Origin of the sequence: Vibrio marisflavi CECT 7928 (assembly GCF_921294215.1) — a bacterium.
Classification (GTDB): domain Bacteria; phylum Pseudomonadota; class Gammaproteobacteria; order Enterobacterales; family Vibrionaceae; genus Vibrio; species Vibrio marisflavi.
In genome coordinates, this window is record NZ_CAKLDM010000001.1 from 902,028 (window position 1) to 919,268 (window position 17,241).

A 17,241-nucleotide genomic window follows, 5' to 3' on the forward strand; every position below is an offset into this window, starting at 1 on the left:
ATTTAACGAGCCTCAAAATCAATACGAGGATCAACCCATGTATAAGTAAGATCAGAAATAATACTTAGGATTAATCCTAGTAACGTCATGATATACAAGGAACTAAAAACAACGGGATAATCGCGCTGAATCGTAGATTCGAATCCAAGAAGCCCTATACCTTCAAGAGAGAACATTACCTCTATCAACATAGAGCCAGTAAAAAAGATACTGATAAACGCGCTAGGAAAACCCGCTATGATGATAAGCATCGCATTTCGAAACACATGCTTATATAAAATGCTGCTTTCATCTAATCCTTTTGCTCTCGCTGTAACTACATATTGCTTGTTAATTTCGTCCAAGAAAGAGTTTTTCGTCAGCATACTCAACGTTGCAAAACCGCCAATGACCATGGCAAGGATTGGAAGAGTTAGGTGCCAAAAATAATCGGCAATCTGTTGATACCACGTTAACTGCTCAAAGTTACTCGATACCAACCCTCTTAGCGGAAACCAACTAAAGTAGTTACCGCTTGCAAAAAAGATGATCAAGATAATTGCGAATAGAAAACCGGGGATCGCATATCCAACAATGACTACTGCACTCGACCATATATCAAACCTAGAACCATGATGAATTGCTTTCATCACTCCTAAAGGAATTGAGATAAAATAGATAATTAGGGTGCTCCACAGCCCTAGAGAAATAGACACTGGAAGACGCTCAACAATCAAGTCTATTACATTGCCACCTTTGAAGAGGCTCTCGCCAAAGTTGAATGTGGCGTAGTTTTTCAGCATATCCCAATAGCGCTCTAAGATTGGTTTATCAAAACCAAACTGTTTTTTTATTTCTGCTACTACTTCTGGGTCAAGCCCTCTCGAACCTTTATAACCTGCTTTCGCATCATCTGGTTTGCTGAGGTCAACTTCGCTGCTACCCCCGCCTGCAAAGCGCTCCATTATCCCGGAGTTTCGACCTTCTAATTGAGCTATTGCTTGCTCAACAGGCCCCCCAGGGGCAATCTGTATAATGAAAAAGTTAATGGTGATAATGGCCCAAAGCGTTGGGATTACAAGCAATAACCGCCTAAAAATATAAGCCGCCATAACAACCTCTTACTGACGTTTTTCAGGTAATTTCTTAGCTTTCTCTTTCGATACCCACCATGTGTCTATACCAAGATCATATGTTGGCATAATGGCCGGACGCTCAAATTTGTCCCAAGTAGCAACTCGGTACTTGTTGATATACCACTGCGGAATCATATAAAAGTTCCACTGCAGCACCCTATCTAGTGCTCGCCCAAGGGCAAGTAACTTTTGAGGGTCTTGCTGACTCGCCGCGATATCTTGAGTGAGTTGATCTATAACTGGGTCGGTGACACCAGCTTGATTATAAGAAGAGTCTAAGTACTGAGAGTTCCACACAATCATAAGATCAGGACGTGGGTAGTTCATTGCTGAATAGCGAGACGAAATCATGTCAAAGTCTCTATCTCTCCAACGCTTGGTATATTGAGTGGTATCTACAGTTCTAAGCTTCATCTCAATACCGAGACGCTTTAAGTTCTTTTGCAATGGAATGGCATAACGCTCGGTTGAAGGGCTATAGATTAACAGCTCAAAGACAAATGGTTCGCCAGATTTCTTGTTGGTCATCACACCACCTTTTAACTCCCAACCTGCTTCTTTTAGCAACTTAAAAGCAACGCGCATTTCTTTTCGGATACGACCAGTTCCATCAGTTTTGGGCGGATTATATTCTTCAGTAAACACTCTCGCTGGTATTTTGCCTTTAAACTGATCTAATATCGCCAGCTCCTCTTTTGAAGGTAACCCTTTCGCTTCATAGTCAGAGTTTTCAAAGTAACTTCTGGTTCGCACGTAGGAGTTGTAAAACATGTTCTTGTTCATCCACTCAAAATCAAACACGTAATTAAGTGCTTCACGTACCTTCGGATCACTGAAAATTGGCCTTTTTATATTGAAAATAAAGCCTTGAGTAGCAACTGGTTTATGATGTGGGATCTCTTCCTTTTTAATGTAACCTTTATCAAAGTTAACGCCGTTATAAGATTTGGCCCAAAATTTTGCAGAGCTCTCTTGGCGAAGGTCAAACTCACCTGCTTTAAAGGCTTCGAGCAATACTGTTTCATCTCGATAGTAGTCGTATTCCACCTTCTTAAAGTTGTTTCTTCCAACGTTAACAGGGAGCTGTTCCGCCCAGTAATTATCGACTAAGCCATAGGTGACACTTTGCCCGGATTTATAGTCAATGATCTTGTATGCCGAACTGCCAACTGGTGGTTTATCGAGTGGTTCAGCAAAGTTCTTATCTTTCCAGAAATGTTTGGGTAAAACAGGAATTCCTTGAACAAAGCTAAATAACTTTTCTCGATTGGGCACAGCCATTTCGATCCTAGCTGTTTTGTCATTTAGCGCCTTTACTGACTTAATATCTTTGTAATATACGCGAAATTGAGGAACACCTTCTTTCATAAACTTATTAAAGGTAAACTCGACATCGTGTGCTGTGATAGGAACACCATCGTGAAAACGTGCTTTGGGGTTTATGTCCACTTCTAACCATTTAAAGTCGTCAGAGTAACGTACTTTCTCAGCGATAAGCGGGTAGTAGGAGTCAACTTCGTCTGCGGGGCCAAACATTAGAGTATCGTATAACTCTCCCGTTGCAGCAGCTGCAACTCCTCGAGAAGCATAACGGTTGAAGTTATCGTATGTTCCCATCTGCCCAAAGGTGACTTTGCCATATTTGGGAGCATTTGGGTTTACATAGTCAAAGTGTTGGAAATTCTCTGGATATTTTGCTTTGCCAAACCCGACTAAATGGGTGGACTCAATAACTTTAGAGTTGGCACACAAACTAAATACGGAAAGTGTGGTTACCGCTAACAAACACCTCAGCGCTCCCATTTTAGACTCCCTTCTAAATTCAAACCTGGCTCGCATATACTCTGTTGTATACCCAAACCACCGGAATATGTATAGTTTAATTTGTTGCAATCAGATAACGCTCACTGTTATAGCGATTCAATCGAACTATTTTCGTACTTGTCTATCCAACTGCGCTGTTGGCTAAGGAAAACTAATCATGATAGTTACTACCACTCCTCATATTGAAGGCAAAAAAATTAAACAATACAAGGGCGTTATCGCTGGCGAAGCAATATTGGGGGCAAATATGTTTAAAGACATGTTTGCTGGCATTCGAGACCTCGTCGGCGGGCGTTCTGGAACTTATGAGAAAGAGTTGGAAAAAGCTCGCACGATAGCGTTTCAAGAGCTCGAGCAAAAAGCTCGCGAGCTAGGTGCAAATGCTATTGTCGGTGTGGATATAGATTACGAAGTCCTAGGAAACAAAAACGGTATGTTAATGGTTTCTACAAGTGGGACGGCAGTTGTTATTGAATAGTGAGAGCTTCAATACACCATTTAACATACACATTTAAAACATCATGCGCACCAAATTGGACAGCTCTTCGCACTCAGCGCAAGTAACATACTTAGATATGCTAGTGCTGCCACTCTAAAAATTTAAGTTCGGTACAAAACCTTAACTATGTGCCAACCAAATTTGGTTTTCACTAGGTGAGGCGTAAGCGTTTCGCCGCTAAAGCACACCTTGTCAAATTGTGGCACCATCTGCCCGCGACGGAACTCACCCAAATCTCCTCCTTTTTTACCTGAAGGGCAAGTAGAATATTTCTTCGCTAGGGTTTGAAATTTTGCCCCTTTTTTAAGTTGCTTAATAATATCTTCAGCCTGCTCTTTATGTTTAACCAAAATATGCAGGGCTGCCGCTGTTTGTGCCATTGATAAGTCCTGTTTCTACATTTCGCGCTATTCTACTTCAGAAATCGCTAAACGTCACAATCTCTGTGCCATCAAGTATTCACTCAAAAAATATCTGATTACGCTGATACACAAATAGTTTATTATTAAAGGACATTACTAGCGTATTTGAGGCTCTCCATGGCAAAAACAACAAGTAAAGCGAATCAGTCACAAGGCATGCTGATGTTCACGCTTAACTTGCAGCAGCAATTATTTGCAATTGGCACACTCAAAGTCCGTGAAATTGTTCCTTACATGCCAACCACGCAGATCCCCTACTCTCATCACCACGTAATTGGCACAGTTACTATACGAGGTATGACGATACCGGTTATCGATATGTCCGCGGCTATTGGTTTTCGACCAATACAGCCTGAAGAATATGACAATTGCTATCTAATCGTTACTGACTGTCTTCGCACCATTGTTGCGTTTATGGTTAGAACAATAGACAAAATAATTGAATGCAATTGGCGCTCGATAGAACCCGCCCCAAATACTGCAGGCAAAAATATATTTGTTACTGGAATCACCCGTTTCGAAGAAAAAATTGTTCAATTGTTAGATGTAGAGCTATTGCTATCTAAAATTTATCCGCAATATGAGTCAGCAAATATACCTATGCTGACAGACATTGAGCGTGAGCGTTTAAAAGCATTGAACATATTATTGGTGGATGACTCTTCCATCGCTCGTAAGCAGCTATCTGACGCGTTAGATGGCATCAATATCCCTTATCAGATCTGCAATAATGGTGATGAAGCGTTAACTCTAATGCAAAACCAAGCTGCAACTGATAAAGCAATCCATTTGCTCGTCAGCGATATCGAAATGCCGGGCTTAGACGGCTATGAATTGGCATTTGAAGTGCAAAACTCACCTGAATTGAAAAACATTTACTGTATCTTACATACTTCGTTATCTAGTGAAATTTGTGTCGACAGAGCGCATCAAGTAGGTGCGCACGAAGCGTTAGAAAAGTTTAATGCGGCTGAGCTAATCGACGCAATGTTGAGAGCGGCACAAAAGTTAGAGCAAGAAAAAGCAAGTGCTTAAAACTAGAAACTAGACTCGATAGAAGCTCTTTCCGACTTTTTCAGTTTGCTGACGACCAGTCGATAGGAGCGCTCGCATAACTCATGTAGTAGGCTTTCATCTATATCCGAGCTATCCATATAGACAGTAATCCAATGGCGCTTATTAATGTGATAGCCTGGAGTTATCGCATCAAATTGACTGGTTAGCACCTCACCATCTTCCGGCTGACATTTAAGGGTAATATATGGCCGCCCTTCTAACGTTGATACTAGAGCGAACATCTTACCTTTAACTTTATATACCTCGACATCTTCACCAAACGGGTAATCAAGTACTGTTCCTGGAAATTTCGATAGGTACTCATTGATCGTATTCACGGTTAATCCTTAGCAGCGAGCTAGTCTCACTCATACATTAACACGTTTGCCTTACGTGACTAAAACTTAGCTACTCGACATAGCACAATTAAGTAAGGGTTCTTATGGTTGCTTTCAGATTTTTGACAATTATTCGGAAAGCCACACTAATTTCCACTAGGCTTATGGTAGTCAAAGAGTGAGTATTAATAATAATGACAGACAACGACTATAAAAAAGCCACTGAAAACCTAAAAAAAGCCGTTCCGTTAATGATGAAGAATCATGTCCCAGTTACACCGGCTAATTATGCTTTGTGGTATACCTATGTCGACAAAGCCATACCCAATTTAAATATTGAAATGGATTCAGCCATAGAGAAATATGGCATTTGCCCACCCGCTACAGGGCAAGACCTCTACACCAACTACATTGCGAGCAGAACAGAAGCTGATAGCCAAGAGCTGAAAGCGAGCTTAGAGTTACTGTTAGCCGAAACAGGAAGCTCGATGGATGACACGCTAAAGGGAACATCCAAGTTTTCTAAAGTAATAAACAAGAGTTTCTCGAACCTTAAGCGAGCGAATGACGATGGAATGACCATCGAAGACATCATGGAGGTCGTTCAAGAACTATTGTCAGAGTCGAAAGAAATACAAAACTCTACAAAATTTTTAAGTAATTATTTGCAAGATGCCAGTGGCGAGATTAATCGCTTAAAAGGAAAGCTTTCAGAGCTACAGAAAGATGTGTTATTCGACGGCTTATCTGGCTTGTATAACAGGAGAGCTTTCGATGACGATTTGTTTACTCTCTGCCACGCACAACAAACCTTGTGTCTTATTTTGCTTGACATCGACCACTTCAAAGGGTTTAACGATGAATATGGACACTTATTTGGTGATACTGTGATACAGCAAGTTGCTAAACGGTTAAAAGCAGCGAGTAAAGAAGGGATTAGCGCTTATCGTTTTGGAGGTGAAGAGTTTGCTCTAATTATTCCAAATAAACCATTGAGCGTTGCTAAGCAGTTTGCTGAAACCGTACGTAAGCTAATAGAAAACATATCGATTAAAGACAAAAAAACGGGCAATCAGATTCGTAATATTACTGCGTCATTTGGTGTTGCTGAATTGGAAGGCTCTGATAGTGCAGAAGATATCATAAACAGGGCTGACAGTTTAATGTACGAAGCGAAAGAGGCAGGTAGAAACAGGGTTTTTCCAGAGTAACTTGTGACAATACCGTTTCAACAATTACCGTGATGAAAGCTCCACTTTAAAGCTATCCATCGAGTGTAATTTTCTTAACTAACTCTTTCTGAACACGCTCAGCATCAGCCACTTCAACTTGGCACGTCCCTGCCGCTTTATGGCCTCCGCCACCGTATTTTAGCATTAGCTTGCCAATGTTTGTCTTCGAGCTTCGATCAAAGATTGACTTACCCGTTGCAAATACAATCTTTTGCTTCTGATAGCCCCAAATTTTATGGATTGAAATATTACACTGAGGAAAAAGCGCATAAATAATAAAACGATTTCCAGCGTAGATCGTTTCTTCGTCGGTAAGGTCGAGCAAAACCAAATTGTCATACACCGTGGCACAACGTTGTATTTGTTGTTTAAACATATTCTCATGCTCACGATACAAATCAATTCTCTCTTTCACGTCAGGCAACGCTAAGATTTCATCAATATTATGGTTCTTACAATAATCAATTAAGTCCATCATCAACTTGTAGTTTGAAATTTTGAACTCTTTAAAGCGGCCTAACCCCGTTCTGGCGTCCATCAAGAAGTTCAAGAGATTCCACCCAGTAGAATCCAACACCTCATCTCTACTAAATTGCGCAGAGTCACCCTTGTCTACTGCCTCCATCATATCTTCCCACTCTTGTGGAAACTTAGATAAGCCGCCGTAATAATTCCATACAACGCGCGCCGCTGAAGGCGTATCTGGTTCAATGATATGATTTCGGTGTTGACCCGGGTTTCGTAGCTTCTCAGACAAATGATGATCGAAAACTAGATGAGCCTGAGGTACAAAAGGCAAGTTAGTCACTATGTCTCTATTTGTTATTTCGACCAGACCATCCTGCATGTCTTTAGGGTGTACAAATTGAATTTCATCAATTAAATCAATCTGTTTTAGCAGAACAGCGCAGACTAAACCATCAAAATCACTACGAGTCACTAAGCGATACTTGCTTTCCGACATATGAAATTCCTTTTCAAAGCACAGATATAAGTGACATCTGTACAAGTTTGGGTGATAAACGATACTGATAAAATTCACTTTTGTTTTAATTTTAGACACCATCGATCTTTTAACAAACTTAAGGCAATGTTTTTTAGAGGTTCTTATATAATTTTCTTCAAAATAGGAAACAAATGCTATGGAGAGCGAATGAAAAAAGTCTATGTTTTTACTGGGTTAGCAGTAAGTTTATTTTTATCGGGATGTGCTAGTCAGGATGAAAAATATCACGTAGCCGGAGAGCCAGCTGTAACAGAATCTGCGACTATTTATTGTGTACAAGAAGGTGGCACTATTAGTTTTGCTAACGCAAATGGCGAACGGCAAACTTTTTGTGATCATGACAACAACCATGTCGAACAATGGGCCTATTATAATCAACACCACTAATTAACTCCCCTTCAAATTAGCGCTTGAATTCAACTATAAAGAAAACAAGCGCTTATATCATATGCAACCAAGACGTCATTGACTTTACGCATGTTTAGGGTATTTTGTGTCGCTAAATCACCCTATCTTCGCTGTTTAGTATTAACTGCTAACACTTAAATTCTTATTCGTCGAAATTGAAAAATGAAGTCAAATATCAGAGTTAGCGCAAACAGCCCGCGCATTGCCAAAAGTAATGGAGCAAGTGGCATCAATAGAAATACTATAAGTGCCTACGCGCTTAGCGTTGTTGGCATCATTTTAGTGCTAAACCTATGTATGCACTTCGACAGCTTTCATTCAGATATGCTGTTCAAAGGCACGTCAACCACAAGCTTTATCCAAAAGTTGATGCTTCTCACTAGCGCCTTCGCTTTCTTCAACCTAAGACGCTGGAGAAAAGACCTTAGAAACGGGCTTGTCTTCGTATCTGCGCTCTTCATGGTCGCTTTCTTATATAAATCTAACTACTGGATAGAAGCAGTATTCAATGTTCCTTGGTATTTCCCTGCTCTTAAGTTCGTAGCGGTAGCCGGTATCGTTGCTTTTAGGGGCGGATTTGGACTGTATAGAGAGCTAAGCGAGGTATTTGCTAGCTATACAGCTAAACTAATTTTATATGCCGCAATTGCTTTAGCCTTATTTATGTCCACTCTACACCTTACTATTGTGTGGCAGTATCTACTATCATCCAGCTACTCAGATGCGCTCATGCATAGCATCAAAGAAGGTGGACAGTTGGCGATATTCATTTTTATTACAATCGAATCAATTAAGACTCGCATTACGTTAAAGAAACAAGCTTAGTTAGACTTTAAGCCTAGTGTTAGGCAACGTTTCGCAAAACACATATCAAGAGTCTAAAATTTATAATATTCTCATCAAGGCTAGCAAACCTAGAAAAGGTATACTTTATGCTGTCGATATTTGATATCTATAAGATTGGTGTAGGCCCTTCAAGCTCACATACCAATGGCCCAATGCTTATTGGTTATAGTTTCACCGAACTTATCAGCGACAAAATCAATCAAGTTCAACGCATTCAAGTTGATTTGTACGGTTCTCTATCCCTCACGGGCAAAGGCCACCATACTGACAAAGCGGTGATTCTCGGGTTGTTAGGCAACAAACCTGACGCAATAAAAATGACTAGCGCGAAGAAGGCGTTAGAAACAGTGCTTAACGAAGAAAAACTTGCTTTATCTGGACAGCATCAGATTGCATTTAACTATCAGTCTGACCTTCTTTTCCATAAAACAAGCCTACCTCTCCATGAAAATGGCATGTCGATTCAAGCGTTTAACGGCGACAATCAGTTAGTTGCTTCAGAAACCTATTACTCGACTGGAGGTGGATTTATAGCGACAGAAGCTGAGCTCAAAGCACAGGGTAGCCAACATGAAGTGCAAGTTAAATACCCTTTCAAGTCCGCAGAGGAAATGCTGAATAGCGCTGAGCAAAATGGCCTAAGCTTAGGTGGTATGATTCTACAAAACGAGCTCTCCTTTACATCAGCGCAAGATATAGAATCTAAAGCAGACAAAATTTGGAAAGTCATGTCTTTATGTATGAAGAGAGGTTTTGATACAGAAGGCATTTTAGAAGGCGGCTTAAGTGTTGTTAGACGAGCTCCAAACCTACTCAAGAGGCTAGAATCGAATTCCTCTGCTAACAATGACCCAATGGAGATTCTAGACTGGGTAAACCTGTTTGCCTTTGCAATCAGCGAGGAAAATGCCGCAGGTGGACAGGTAGTAACGTCCCCAACTAATGGCGCTGCTGGAGTCATCCCAGCGGTTCTCATGTACTACAACAAGTTTATTCAGCCTCTAGATACTAAACAGCTTAAAGACTTCCTCGCCGTGTCTGGGGCAATTGGTATTTTATACAAAACTAACGCCTCGATAAGTGGCGCTGAAGTTGGATGCCAAGGTGAAATTGGCGTTTCTTCATCCATGGCTGCAGCTGGCCTAACCTCCCTGTGTGGCGGAAGCAATGAGCAGATGTGTATTGCTGCTGAAATCGCTATGGAGCACTCGCTTGGTATGACTTGCGATCCAATTGGTGGTTTAGTACAAGTTCCTTGCATTGAACGTAATGCTATGGGTGCAATGAAAGCTATTAATGCCTCTAGGATGGCATTAAAGCGCAACAGCAAATGTCTGATCTCTCTCGACAAGGTTATTGAGACTATGTATCAGACAGGTAAAGATATGAATAAGAAGTATCGCGAAACGTCTTTAGGCGGGCTTGCTACCATACATTTAGGTCCACCTTGTGAATAATAGGGCTAGTTGCTAGCAGACTCTCTGCGCTGTTGGCACAATTCTAATATCTCCGCCTTCCTTTCTGGCGGAGATGCAGACCAAGCAAGTATTTCATCTAAAGTCCGATAGCACCCTAAACAAACATCTTTTTCATTCAAGCAACAATGTCTCCTACATGGAGATTCAACGTCCTCAGTAGCAACTTGCCTTGGGCTAGATTCCAAAATACGTCCTTTAGTAGTACATTTTCCACTATACAATTATAGCTCTCTTAACTTAATAAAAATGAACATTGAAGTTGATAACATTATCTATTAGTCATTTTTTAGTAACCTGTGTTAAGCAATTTTTGAACAACCTATATTCCCAACTAGCCATGAGCATTCACTGAGTATGAAATTACACTACCCTCATTTTGACAACAAATACCAACATCATGAGCACAAGTATTTCCGTGGTTTTCGTGTCGAGCTTAAACTGCTAGTGGGAGAGAAGCTTAAAGTATGGAACGCTCGCCGTCATAGAAAAGGGTTTAACCTGATAGGCAATGAGCACCACGAAACTGCCAACCCTTTAGTATTACTCAACTTACCCATTGCGATACTTTTTATAGTCGGTTCAGCACACTTTATTTTTGCTAGTTTATTGCAATTGGAGTGGCTATCGTTTCAAACACATTTTGATATTAATACAATCTTCTTTTATGGCTCGATATTTTTCACCTCAGCCGCATACATCCAATATTTGCAAGCCATAAACGGCACAGACAGCGTAGATACTCCACCGAATTGGAAGGATTGGAAGTGGTTTGCTATACAGCCGCACAGAATTGGATTTTGGTCGACGTTTACGCAATTTGCTGGCACTCTACTTTTTAATGTTTCCACATTCGCTGCAATATTTCCTGCTTCAGCCCATACTGCTTGGATATTTATTTGGGGCCCTGATTTTATTGGCTCGATACTCTTTCTGGTATCAGGGTACTTAGCAGTAGTTGAAAGCGATGCACATGTGCACTATTGGCCAAAAACAACTCTATCATCAGTTATCACTGTGTTCAATTTGTGGGGTTGCTTGTTCTTTATGATCTCTGCGTTCATGGCTGTCCCCTCAATAGTCACTGTGCACATTATGTTAGAAGGCTCTCTCGCGACAACAGCGTTAGGTGGCGTATGCTTTATGGCATCTTCTTTTTTCTTAGCAATTGAAAAATAGTAACATCCCATCAGCCACAAGCTTAGGAGAGAAACTTGGAAACCATCGCTCGTGTACTAGGTTTTATCCAGAAGCTAGATAAAATCATGCTAACTTTTTTTGTACTAGCATTGGCAACGAGCTTTCAGGTAACCCCTTCCCTCGACAGTATTAACTGGCCTGTCATTGTTACTCTATTTGCCCTAATTACGACTGTCAATTATTGGCAATATTTCGGACTACTAGAGCGAGTCATTGTTTCGCTTTCTTATCGCTTCAATAACACTAAAGCGCTGCAAACAGCTTTGATCTTCTGTTCCTTTTTCTCTTCAATGATTATCACAAATGACGTCGCCATTATTGTATTGCTGGCATTGTTTCTTCCGCTTTCTAGACGCATAAACTTAGACCCAGTACCAAGTACCATTTTAATTATTGTCGCTGCAAACTTAGGCAGTGCTTTAACGCCACTGGGCAACCCCCAGAATATGTTTCTCTACCTCTACTCAAATTTGACACTTTGGCAGTTTTGCTCTGTTACAGCACCAATAGTGATAGCCGGTGCTATTATCTTATGGGGCCTATGCAATACATTACCCAATAACCCGTTGAACGAATCTATTAAACCAAGTCATCGATTTTCCCTAGTCGGTAGTCTCACATTCTTTGGCGTGTTTGTAGCTATCCTTCTTAGCCTTTTTCACTTAATTCCAATTTACATTATATTACTCATAACACTTTCAGCCGCTATTACCTGTAACTACAAACAATTGGTTGAACAGCATTACAGCTTGCTTTTCACTTTCATATTTGCTTTTATTTTTATCGGTAACATAAACAAATGGCCAGAGTTAACCAGTTTATTAGAACAAACGGCCCAAACCTCCAAACACCTACTAATATCTTCCGTACTAATAAGCCAAGTGATTAGCAATGTACCGACCGCTATCCTCCTTGGGCACTTTACCGAAAATTGGCACCCATTAATTTTAGGAGTGAATATCGGAGGTCTAGGTACTCTTATCGCTTCAATGGCTAGCCTAATTGGATATAAAACATTAACCGTACATCACCCCAATTGTGCGAAGCGATTTGTATATAAATTCACAATTTTAAACATATTATTAGCTATCATTCTTTTAACCCCATACATTATTTATTACTCCTATATCAACTAGAAACAACATCTGTTTTATTTATTTAACCTATCGGTTAATTTGCTGTATTCTCACAGCACATCATATGTAACCTACATTGGCCCTTAGTAATGAAACTAAAAACACTTATTACTTTAATACTTATATTCTTAGCTCCAGCCGTTTTTGCTCAAGGTACAGATACACTACTATTCAGTAATATCAACAATAGGCTTGGATATATGAAAGACGTTGCTTTATATAAAGCTCAACATCATAAGCAAATAGAGGATATTGCCAGAGAGGCTGTTGTAATTGAAAAAGCCCAAGCGCAAGCCAAAAAATTAGGTTTGAATCCAAGCTCTGTCAAGCCCTTTTTCGTTGCACAGATCAGTGCAGCTAAAGCTATTCAATACCGCTATAGAGCAGACTGGTTATCTAGCCCGAATAAACTGAATGCAAAACCGCTCAACCTTAAAACTCAGGTGAGACCTGCTTTAATTACGTTAGGCAATACTATTCTTGCCGAAATGAAAGACCACTTAGAGAAGTTTGGACCATTTAACCCTTCAGAAAGGGCTAAATTCATTCGCCATATTACCGTCGCGAATCTCACAATAGCAGATAAAGACATGCTTTATGATGGTCTTATGAAGGTAAGACTTGCAAAGAAATAGCCTAGGTAAAATGATAAGGCTCGTGCCTAACACGAGCCTTACTTACTAACGTACTCAGTAAGTAAGCTACAACAATAACAACCAATTTATCACTACGGATAACTTTTCCTTACCAGTCGCTGTCAACGACCACGCAAATACTGCGATGTTTGATAAGATCATCAGCCAAAATACTGGAGTGTAAGTCACTGAGTTCGGCTTATACCTCATGAAAGATTGTGCCAGTATCGCGCCTGGCCACCCGCCAGCGAGCCCAAACAGATGGAAAACAACTTCAGGTACTTGCCAATTTTCTGATGACGAGATCGATTTATCAACGCCATATAGAAGGTAAGTAAAGCCACTGATCAACAGTAAGTAATCAATAACGATAACTGGATAATTGAGCAGATAGATACTTCCAACAACCATAGCAGCAAACCAAATAGTCAGTGCCATTGGAAAAGTAAACGCAATGGGCCGTTTAATATCTATCGCCCGAAGATTACCATTTGGATCTTTGGTTAGGCTAAACACAACGTTTTCACAAACTTGAGGCCTCATGCTATTACCAGAAAAGTCTGAGATATGAAAAACAATTTTTATAGGCTGATCATTAACCGAAATATAACCGTAACCTTTGTTCTCGTTCCACTCTGTTACTGTCCCTGTGATAGCCATCTAAAGCCCCTTCCCCGCCACACCAACAAAATGCACACCCAAAACCTGCGCTTATGATTTACAAGTTTATGCAAGGATCTGAATAACGGCCATTCTGAGATCACAATATAAAGAGGCTTTTTCCTATATAACTGATATAAATATCTTTTAATTATCTATCGGTTCATTAGTGCTAGTTTAACAAAAGAGCATTTAACTCATGAAGACAACTAACGGTGTAATTGGGTTTAATGGTTTCATGTAACGCTTCACCGCTACGGTTCAACCAGCAAGTATCTATTCCATAATTGTTGCCACCAACAATATCCGAATGAAGGTTATCTCCTACCATCAATACTTTGGCCCGGTCTGGTTGACCCATTTTGTTCATTGCATAGTCAAAAATACCAGAGTCTGGTTTAGCAATACCAACCTCTTCAGATATGAACACATGCTCGAAGCGATCAGCTAAGCCAACCTTCTCTAACCTTATCGACTGCAACTCAACAAATCCGTTGGTGATAATTGCAAGTCTTGCTTTATCGTATAAAGACTCAATCAGCTCCTTAGCGCCTGGAAGCAAAGTACAGATGTCGGCCATGGCTTGCAAAAAGCTACTATTCAAATCCATCGTCGTGGTATCTAACTTATCAGCCCACAACTCAAAGCGTGTGTGCTTAATTTCTGTTGCAGTAACTAAACCTTGCTGATATTTGTCCCATAACGGCTTGTTAAGCTGCTGGTATTGATGGTAATCACTTGCTGTAAACTCTACGCCTTTGCGTTTGAACATCAACTGCATTCCTTTGAACGCATCAAAGTGGAAAATTGTTTCGTCTGCGTCAAACAGTATCCAATCGTATTTCATGTTAATCCTTGCTTAGGTCATCTAAATAAGACTCAATAACCTGAATCACCCCATTTTCAGTGTTACTTGGCGCAATATTGCGAGCATACGGTTTAACACCTGGATGCGCGTTTTCCATCGCATAAGAGTGATAACTAGCTTGCAGCATTTCAACATCATTAAAATAGTCACCGAAACTCATCGTTTCTTCATAGCTAAAGTCTAAAGCTTGTTGCAGATATCGAATCGCTTCACCTTTTGATGCGTTTGGATTCATGACATCAACCCAAATGCTTGAACTGACCACTACTTTAAATTTATCACCAAACGCTGAATTGATTGGTGGGTATATGTGTTCCTCAGAACCATCGAAATGCAATATTGCGACTTTTATAAACTCATCATCAACTTCTGCTATATCATTGACCATTTTGCATTCGTGATAATATTTCTTAATCTCTTCCATTGCGTCTGGACAAGGAGTGTCTATATACGCAGATTTTTTCCCACATAAGACAACATGTATATTTTCTATTGCCTTTGCTTTTTCTATGACACCGCGCACTGACATAGAATCCATTGTGGAACTATAAACCTCTTTACCTTGATGCATCACTAAAGTGCCGTTTTCGGCAATAAAATACATCTGCTCAGCGACTGGGGCGAATAGACTCAACAAGCTGGAATACTGGCGTCCCGAAGCCGCACAAAAGTAGGCACCTTCGCTAATAAGCCTTTGGTATAAATCAAAAAAAGACGGATTTAGTTGACCTTTCTCATCAAGCAGCGTTCCATCCATATCGGCTGCTATAAATTTAACTCTATTTTTAGGCATAGATATTCACATTGTATTCAAGGTAATATAAAACAAGAGGCTTAACGAATGCTCTCAATTCGATTACTGAATTATATACAAAACCTTCAGCTCATATCCATATGTAACCGGCTAAAAACCAAAGGCTTTCATGGAACAAGAATTGATCCATAGAAACAAACTGACCAAATATTGCACAGAATATTTAGTATGAGCAATAACTACGCTTAACTTGCCCACATTATAACGCTAAACTAAAGCCAAACTTGAATATTATTTTCAAAAATAAATGAGTATAAAAGATTACATTTTACAATAGTAAGAAATAATAAATTAATAATGATAAACTTGATATAAATTACGACATTGGTCATATTCAGAATATATAGAACATTTTTCTAGAATTAAACCTTAACCCTATAAATAAATTGGCTATTTAATTATGAAGACAATCACTAAAACAATATTAATACTTTCCTGTTATTTTCTTGCTCCAGCAGTTTTCGCTAATGGTTATGATGGACCAACAAGTAATAGCTTTAAACAAGATTCATACTACACAAAGTCTGTCACTCTAGAGGGTCACATTGAGTCTAGAAACGGAACTAGCAATTACTATACGTTCAAAACAAATGACACTAAAGAAAGCTACATATTAAAAATTAATGATAGCACATGGTCAAACATTAAAATTACAAATAAAACCAATGTTGAAATATATGGAGTGTTAGAAGTGTCTAGGCAATTTCATTATATTAATGTCAAAAGCCTAAAGGTCATTTAATAGCCTACACAAGTTAAGCAAGAGTTAGTACTTTGTTGCAAATGAAAATATTTTGTTTTTCAATAAGAATATAGAAACCTGTGCAAACTCAGCGTTGTATATTTTGCAGGCACACCAAATGCAATATCGCTTACAACTACAACAATTAATTCCATTATTGAGTAATGGAATGATGCTTCTTTAAGTAGTTCGTCACATTTTTCTCATGTGAAAACCATTTAATATCAGGCTATTGAAAATTTTTAATCTTAACTTTAGCTTATTATTTTATAGAGGACGCATCTTAATGAAAAAAGTAGCAGTTATTTTAAGCGGTTCAGGTGTTTTTGACGGTTCAGAAATCCATGAATCAGTACTAGCGCTGCATGCCATAGAAAAACAAGGGGCCACTTGGCATTGCTACGCACCAAACAAAAACCAAGCAAATGTTGTTGATCACTTAACAGGCGACGTAATGGAAGATCAATCAAGAAACATTTTGGTTGAATCCGCAAGAATCGCAAGAGGCAACGTAAAAGACCTCGAAGAGCTGGATATCGAAGAGTATGATGCGCTTTTAGTCCCTGGTGGCTTTGGCGCTGCAAAAAACTTCACTGACTTCGCAAACTCTGGCAGTGAGTGCAGTATCGACCCTCTTATCGCTTCAGTATGCCGTTCTTTCTCTGTTGCTAAGAAACCAGCTGGCTATGTGTGTATCGCTCCTGTAATCATTCCAATGATTTACGACAAAGGCGTAAAAGGCACGTTGGGTACTCACCCAGAAATGATTCAAGCATTTACTGAGCTTGGTGGGGAGCACGTAGAATGCTCCGTTGGTGAAGTCGCATTCGACCAAGAACATAAAGTTCTTTCGACGCCTTCTTATATGCTTGCAGAGAACATTACTCAAGCAGCATCAGGTATCGAAAAGCTTGTACAAACTCTAGTTGAAATCGCATAAATGATTCAATTATAAACTCCTAATC

General features: G+C 39.8%; 20 protein-coding genes. 11 read left to right on the forward strand and 9 right to left on the reverse strand.

Going from position 1 to position 17,241, the window contains the following annotated elements; genetic code table 11:
- Positions 1 to 2: 2 nt before the first annotated feature.
- Both L7A31_RS04015 and L7A31_RS04020 read right to left on the reverse strand, forming a co-directional pair.
- Positions 3 to 1,091, reverse strand: coding sequence for a microcin C ABC transporter permease YejB (locus L7A31_RS04015; protein ID WP_237360209.1), 1,089 nt, complete (start codon positions 1,089 to 1,091; stop codon positions 3 to 5).
- A gap of 9 nt (positions 1,092 to 1,100) precedes the next feature.
- Complete coding sequence (locus L7A31_RS04020; protein ID WP_237360210.1) at positions 1,101 to 2,918, reverse strand: extracellular solute-binding protein; 1,818 nt, start codon at positions 2,916 to 2,918, stop codon at positions 1,101 to 1,103.
- A 178-nt stretch (positions 2,919 to 3,096) separates the two neighbouring features.
- Here L7A31_RS04020 and L7A31_RS04025 point away from each other — a divergent pair, with 178 nt between their 5' ends.
- On the forward strand, positions 3,097 to 3,417 hold the full coding sequence (locus tag L7A31_RS04025; protein ID WP_237360211.1) for a heavy metal-binding domain-containing protein: 321 nt from the start codon (positions 3,097 to 3,099) through the stop codon (positions 3,415 to 3,417).
- Positions 3,418 to 3,539: 122 nt separating this feature from the next.
- On the opposite strand, the gene ppiC is transcribed toward L7A31_RS04025, so the two are convergent.
- Positions 3,540 to 3,818: a peptidylprolyl isomerase PpiC gene (ppiC, locus tag L7A31_RS04030; RefSeq protein WP_237360212.1), complete on the reverse strand. Its 279-nt coding sequence runs from the start codon at positions 3,816 to 3,818 to the stop codon at positions 3,540 to 3,542.
- A gap of 159 nt (positions 3,819 to 3,977) precedes the next feature.
- On the opposite strand from ppiC, the gene L7A31_RS04035 reads away from it, so the two are divergent.
- Positions 3,978 to 4,895, forward strand: a complete 918-nt coding sequence (locus tag L7A31_RS04035; RefSeq protein ID WP_237360213.1) for a chemotaxis protein — start codon at positions 3,978 to 3,980, stop codon at positions 4,893 to 4,895.
- A gap of 2 nt (positions 4,896 to 4,897) precedes the next feature.
- On the opposite strand, the gene L7A31_RS04040 is transcribed toward L7A31_RS04035, so the two are convergent.
- Positions 4,898 to 5,254: an MmcQ/YjbR family DNA-binding protein gene (locus L7A31_RS04040; protein WP_237360214.1), complete on the reverse strand. Its 357-nt coding sequence runs from the start codon at positions 5,252 to 5,254 to the stop codon at positions 4,898 to 4,900.
- Between the two features lie 194 nt (positions 5,255 to 5,448).
- On the opposite strand from L7A31_RS04040, the gene L7A31_RS04045 reads away from it, so the two are divergent.
- Positions 5,449 to 6,465, forward strand: a complete 1,017-nt coding sequence (locus L7A31_RS04045) for a GGDEF domain-containing protein (protein WP_237360215.1) — start codon at positions 5,449 to 5,451, stop codon at positions 6,463 to 6,465.
- A 52-nt stretch (positions 6,466 to 6,517) separates the two neighbouring features.
- Here the strand turns inward: L7A31_RS04045 and L7A31_RS04050 are convergent, their stop codons facing one another.
- On the reverse strand, positions 6,518 to 7,450 hold the full coding sequence (locus tag L7A31_RS04050) for an exopolyphosphatase (RefSeq protein WP_237360216.1): 933 nt from the start codon (positions 7,448 to 7,450) through the stop codon (positions 6,518 to 6,520).
- Between the two features lie 189 nt (positions 7,451 to 7,639).
- On the opposite strand from L7A31_RS04050, the gene L7A31_RS04055 reads away from it, so the two are divergent.
- The 3 genes from L7A31_RS04055 (at position 7,640) to L7A31_RS04065 (ending at position 10,203) form a co-directional block, all read left to right on the forward strand.
- A complete protein-coding gene (locus L7A31_RS04055) occupies positions 7,640 to 7,879 on the forward strand; it encodes a YgdI/YgdR family lipoprotein (RefSeq protein WP_237360217.1) in 240 nt (79 codons plus the stop codon).
- A 183-nt stretch (positions 7,880 to 8,062) separates the two neighbouring features.
- Positions 8,063 to 8,725, forward strand: a complete 663-nt coding sequence (locus L7A31_RS04060) for a hypothetical protein (RefSeq protein WP_237360218.1) — start codon at positions 8,063 to 8,065, stop codon at positions 8,723 to 8,725.
- 107 nt (positions 8,726 to 8,832) lie between these two features.
- A complete protein-coding gene (locus tag L7A31_RS04065; protein WP_237360219.1) occupies positions 8,833 to 10,203 on the forward strand; it encodes an L-serine ammonia-lyase in 1,371 nt (456 codons plus the stop codon).
- A gap of 5 nt (positions 10,204 to 10,208) precedes the next feature.
- Here L7A31_RS04065 and L7A31_RS04070 read toward each other — a convergent pair whose 3' ends face one another.
- Entirely contained in the window at positions 10,209 to 10,445 is a 237-nt protein-coding gene (locus L7A31_RS04070; RefSeq protein ID WP_354003803.1) for a DUF1289 domain-containing protein, read from the reverse strand.
- 133 nt (positions 10,446 to 10,578) lie between these two features.
- On the opposite strand from L7A31_RS04070, the gene L7A31_RS04075 reads away from it, so the two are divergent.
- From L7A31_RS04075 to L7A31_RS04085, 3 genes are all read left to right on the forward strand, one after another.
- Positions 10,579 to 11,400, forward strand: a complete 822-nt coding sequence (locus L7A31_RS04075) for a hypothetical protein (RefSeq protein WP_237360221.1) — start codon at positions 10,579 to 10,581, stop codon at positions 11,398 to 11,400.
- 35 nt (positions 11,401 to 11,435) lie between these two features.
- Positions 11,436 to 12,557 (forward strand): SLC13 family permease, encoded by a 1,122-nt coding sequence (locus L7A31_RS04080; RefSeq protein ID WP_237360222.1) that lies wholly within the window; start codon positions 11,436 to 11,438, stop codon positions 12,555 to 12,557.
- Between the two features lie 89 nt (positions 12,558 to 12,646).
- On the forward strand, positions 12,647 to 13,192 hold the full coding sequence (locus L7A31_RS04085; protein ID WP_237360223.1) for a chorismate mutase: 546 nt from the start codon (positions 12,647 to 12,649) through the stop codon (positions 13,190 to 13,192).
- A gap of 66 nt (positions 13,193 to 13,258) precedes the next feature.
- Here the strand turns inward: L7A31_RS04085 and L7A31_RS04090 are convergent, their stop codons facing one another.
- From L7A31_RS04090 to L7A31_RS04100, 3 genes are all read right to left on the reverse strand, one after another.
- The gene (locus L7A31_RS04090; protein ID WP_237360224.1) at positions 13,259 to 13,852 is read right to left on the reverse strand and encodes a DUF1294 domain-containing protein; all 594 of its coding nucleotides are present in this window, start codon (positions 13,850 to 13,852) and stop codon (positions 13,259 to 13,261) included.
- 172 nt (positions 13,853 to 14,024) lie between these two features.
- On the reverse strand, positions 14,025 to 14,699 hold the full coding sequence (yjjG, locus tag L7A31_RS04095; RefSeq protein WP_237360225.1) for a pyrimidine 5'-nucleotidase: 675 nt from the start codon (positions 14,697 to 14,699) through the stop codon (positions 14,025 to 14,027).
- Position 14,700: 1 nt separating this feature from the next.
- On the reverse strand, positions 14,701 to 15,513 hold the full coding sequence (locus L7A31_RS04100; protein WP_237360226.1) for a Cof-type HAD-IIB family hydrolase: 813 nt from the start codon (positions 15,511 to 15,513) through the stop codon (positions 14,701 to 14,703).
- A 421-nt stretch (positions 15,514 to 15,934) separates the two neighbouring features.
- On the opposite strand from L7A31_RS04100, the gene L7A31_RS22230 reads away from it, so the two are divergent.
- Entirely contained in the window at positions 15,935 to 16,276 is a 342-nt protein-coding gene (locus L7A31_RS22230) for a NirD/YgiW/YdeI family stress tolerance protein (protein WP_354003804.1), read from the forward strand.
- A gap of 286 nt (positions 16,277 to 16,562) precedes the next feature.
- A complete protein-coding gene (gene elbB / locus L7A31_RS04105) occupies positions 16,563 to 17,216 on the forward strand; it encodes an isoprenoid biosynthesis glyoxalase ElbB (protein ID WP_237360227.1) in 654 nt (217 codons plus the stop codon).
- Positions 17,217 to 17,241 lie beyond the last annotated feature (25 nt).

What these genes read in the sequence shown, in the direction of transcription:
- L7A31_RS04100 (WP_237360226.1), bottom strand. Translation starts at nt 15,513, where the DNA reads ATGCCTAAAAATAGAGTTAAATTTATAGCAGCCGATATGGATGGAACG.
- L7A31_RS04075 (WP_237360221.1), top strand. Translation starts at nt 10,579, where the DNA reads ATGAAATTACACTACCCTCATTTTGACAACAAATACCAACATCATGAG.
- L7A31_RS04045 (WP_237360215.1), top strand. Translation starts at nt 5,449, where the DNA reads ATGACAGACAACGACTATAAAAAAGCCACTGAAAACCTAAAAAAAGCC.
- L7A31_RS04055 (WP_237360217.1), top strand. Translation starts at nt 7,640, where the DNA reads ATGAAAAAAGTCTATGTTTTTACTGGGTTAGCAGTAAGTTTATTTTTA.
- yjjG (WP_237360225.1), bottom strand. Translation starts at nt 14,699, where the DNA reads ATGAAATACGATTGGATACTGTTTGACGCAGACGAAACAATTTTCCAC.
- ppiC (WP_237360212.1), bottom strand. Translation starts at nt 3,818, where the DNA reads ATGGCACAAACAGCGGCAGCCCTGCATATTTTGGTTAAACATAAAGAG.
- L7A31_RS04090 (WP_237360224.1), bottom strand. Translation starts at nt 13,852, where the DNA reads ATGGCTATCACAGGGACAGTAACAGAGTGGAACGAGAACAAAGGTTAC.
- L7A31_RS04015 (WP_237360209.1), bottom strand. Translation starts at nt 1,091, where the DNA reads ATGGCGGCTTATATTTTTAGGCGGTTATTGCTTGTAATCCCAACGCTT.
- elbB (WP_237360227.1), top strand. Translation starts at nt 16,563, where the DNA reads ATGAAAAAAGTAGCAGTTATTTTAAGCGGTTCAGGTGTTTTTGACGGT.
- L7A31_RS04060 (WP_237360218.1), top strand. Translation starts at nt 8,063, where the DNA reads ATGAAGTCAAATATCAGAGTTAGCGCAAACAGCCCGCGCATTGCCAAA.
- L7A31_RS04065 (WP_237360219.1), top strand. Translation starts at nt 8,833, where the DNA reads ATGCTGTCGATATTTGATATCTATAAGATTGGTGTAGGCCCTTCAAGC.
- L7A31_RS04020 (WP_237360210.1), bottom strand. Translation starts at nt 2,918, where the DNA reads ATGGGAGCGCTGAGGTGTTTGTTAGCGGTAACCACACTTTCCGTATTT.
- L7A31_RS04035 (WP_237360213.1), top strand. Translation starts at nt 3,978, where the DNA reads ATGGCAAAAACAACAAGTAAAGCGAATCAGTCACAAGGCATGCTGATG.
- L7A31_RS22230 (WP_354003804.1), top strand. Translation starts at nt 15,935, where the DNA reads ATGAAGACAATCACTAAAACAATATTAATACTTTCCTGTTATTTTCTT.
- L7A31_RS04085 (WP_237360223.1), top strand. Translation starts at nt 12,647, where the DNA reads ATGAAACTAAAAACACTTATTACTTTAATACTTATATTCTTAGCTCCA.
- L7A31_RS04050 (WP_237360216.1), bottom strand. Translation starts at nt 7,450, where the DNA reads ATGTCGGAAAGCAAGTATCGCTTAGTGACTCGTAGTGATTTTGATGGT.
- L7A31_RS04025 (WP_237360211.1), top strand. Translation starts at nt 3,097, where the DNA reads ATGATAGTTACTACCACTCCTCATATTGAAGGCAAAAAAATTAAACAA.